General features: G+C 69.6%; 2 protein-coding genes. Both read left to right on the top strand.

Translation table 11 applies throughout. The features are described from left to right. Positions 1–415 (top strand): alpha amylase C-terminal domain-containing protein (locus tag ACTS11_RS19800; RefSeq protein WP_442642003.1); only part of this gene is annotated, 415 nt, incomplete at its 5' end. Positions 416–420: 5 nt separating this feature from the next. Continuing rightward, positions 421–2403 (top strand): glycogen debranching protein GlgX (gene glgX, locus ACTS11_RS19795; RefSeq protein ID WP_442642002.1); only part of this gene is annotated, 1983 nt, incomplete at its 3' end.

Raw genomic sequence — 2403 nt, 5'->3', positions numbered from 1 at the left:
CCTCCTTGACGACCCGATGCACGAGGGCGCGCGGCGGCTCGTGCGCGACCTCAACGCGTTCTACCGGGCCGAGCCGGGGCTCCATGCCCGCGACTGCGAGCCCGAGGGCTTCCAGTGGATCGAGGGGGGCGACACCGACAACAACGTCTTCGCCTTCATCCGCCACGGCGACGAGGACGAGCGGCCGGTCGTCGTCGTCTCGAACATGGCGCCCGTCCTGCGCGAGGGCTACCGGATCGGCGTGCCGTGGGGCGGCGGCTGGCAGGAGCGGCTGAACACCGACGCCGCCGACTACGGCGGCTCGGGCGCGGGGAACGGCGCGCTCCACGCCTCGGACGAGGGGATGCACGGTCAGCCGCATTCGCTGTCGCTGACGCTGCCGCCGCTCGCCACGATCTTCCTCGTGCCGGGTTGAGCGGCATGGACACGACAGCCCCCGCCACGCTCTCCCGCCGTGTCCTCGCGGGCTCGGACGTGCCCCTCGGCGCGACATGGGATGGGTCGGGCACCAACTTCGCCCTCTTCTCCGCCAATGCCGAGAAGGTCGAGCTCTGCCTCTTCGACAACCGCGGCAAGCGCGAGCTCGAACGGATCGAGCTGCCGGAATTCACGCACCAGGTCTGGCACGGATACCTGCCGGACGTGCGCCCCGGCCAGCTCTACGGCTACCGTGTCCACGGGCCCCACGCGCCCGAGGCGGGGCACCGCTTCAACCCCCACAAGCTGCTGCTCGACCCCTACGCGCTCCAGCATGTCGGCAACATGCGCTGGCACGACGCGCTCTTCGGCTACAAGCTCGGCCATTCCGACGGCGACCGCAGCTTCGACCGGCGCGACTCTTCCTTCGTGATGCCGAAATGCGTCGTCGTGGACCCCGCCCATACCTGGGGCGACGACGTGCGGCCGAACGTGCCCTGGGGCCGGACGCTGATCTACGAGGCGCATGTGGGCGGCATGACGATGGGCTGCGACTTCATCGAGGAGCCCCTGCGCGGCACCTTCGAGGGCCTCGCCGACCCGCGCGTGATCGACCACCTCGTGAAGCTCGGCGTCACCGCGATCGAGCTTCTGCCGGTGCAGGCCTTCTACGACGAGGGGCACCTGACCGACCGCGGCCTCGTCAACTGGTGGGGCTATTCGACGATCGGCTTCTTCGCGCCCGCGCCGCGCTACCTCACGCATGACGGGGGACTGCACGAGTTCAAGCTGATGGTGCGCCGCCTTCACGAGGCCGGGATCGAGGTGATCCTCGACGTGGTCTACAACCACACCGCCGAGGGCAACGAGCTGGGGCCGACGCTGTCCTTCCGGGGCATCGACAACGCCAGCTACTACCGCCTCGCCGAGGACAAGCGCTACTACTACGACACCACGGGCTGCGGGAACTCGCTCAACATGCGCAATTCCCGCGTGCTCCAGATGGTGATGGATTCCCTGCGCTACTGGGTCGAGGAATGCCATGTCGACGGCTTCCGCTTCGATCTCGCCACCACGCTCGGGCGCGACGGCGCCGACTATTCCGAGCACGCGACCTTCCTCGAGGCGGTGCGCCAGGACCCGGTGCTCGCGGGCGTCAAGCTGATCGCCGAGCCCTGGGACACCGGGCCGAACGGCTACCAGCTCGGGAACTTCCCGCCCGGCTGGGCGGAGTGGAACGACCAGTACCGCGACAACCTGCGCGCCTACTGGAAGGGCGACGCCGGCACGCTCAAGCACGTCGCGGGCGGCCTTCTCGGCTCGCACGCGACATTCGCCCATGACGGGCGCAGGCCCTGGGCCAGCGTCAACTTCGTCACCGCGCATGACGGCTTCACGCTGAAGGACCTCGTCTCCTACAACGACAAGCACAACGAGGCGAACCGCGAAGGCAACGCCGACGGCCATTCGCACAACCTGAGCTGGAACTGCGGCGCCGAGGGGCCGACCGACGACCCGGAGATCAATGCGCTCCGGATGCGGCAGCGGCGCAACCTGATGGCGACGCTGCTCCTCGGGCAGGGCACGCCGATGATCCTGATGGGCGACGAGCGCGGGCGGTCGCAGGGCGGCAACAACAACGCCTATTGCCAGCCGGGGCCGATGAACTGGCAGGACTGGGCGCCCGAGGAGGCCGAGCGCGGCTTCGAGGACTTCGTGCGGCGGCTGATCCGGGTGCGGGCGGGCCACGGGCTCTTCCTCGCCGAGCGCTTCCTTCACGCCGGTCCCGACGCGCGGCGCAACCGCTTCGCCAAGTGGCTCCGCCCCGACGGCGCCGAGATGGAGCCCGCCGACTGGGACAATGGCGAGAGCCGGGCCGTCGGCCTCCTGATGCACGAGGCGACGACCTTCCTCCTCATGGCGATGAACGCGTCCGAGGCGGAGCTCGACTTCGTGCTGCCGGGGGGGGCGGACCGGAAATGGACG

It is taken from the genome of Roseicyclus sp. (genome assembly GCF_052168335.1).
GTDB lineage: Bacteria > Pseudomonadota > Alphaproteobacteria > Rhodobacterales > Rhodobacteraceae > Roseibacterium.
This window is presented reverse-complemented; position numbering and strand designations above follow the sequence as displayed.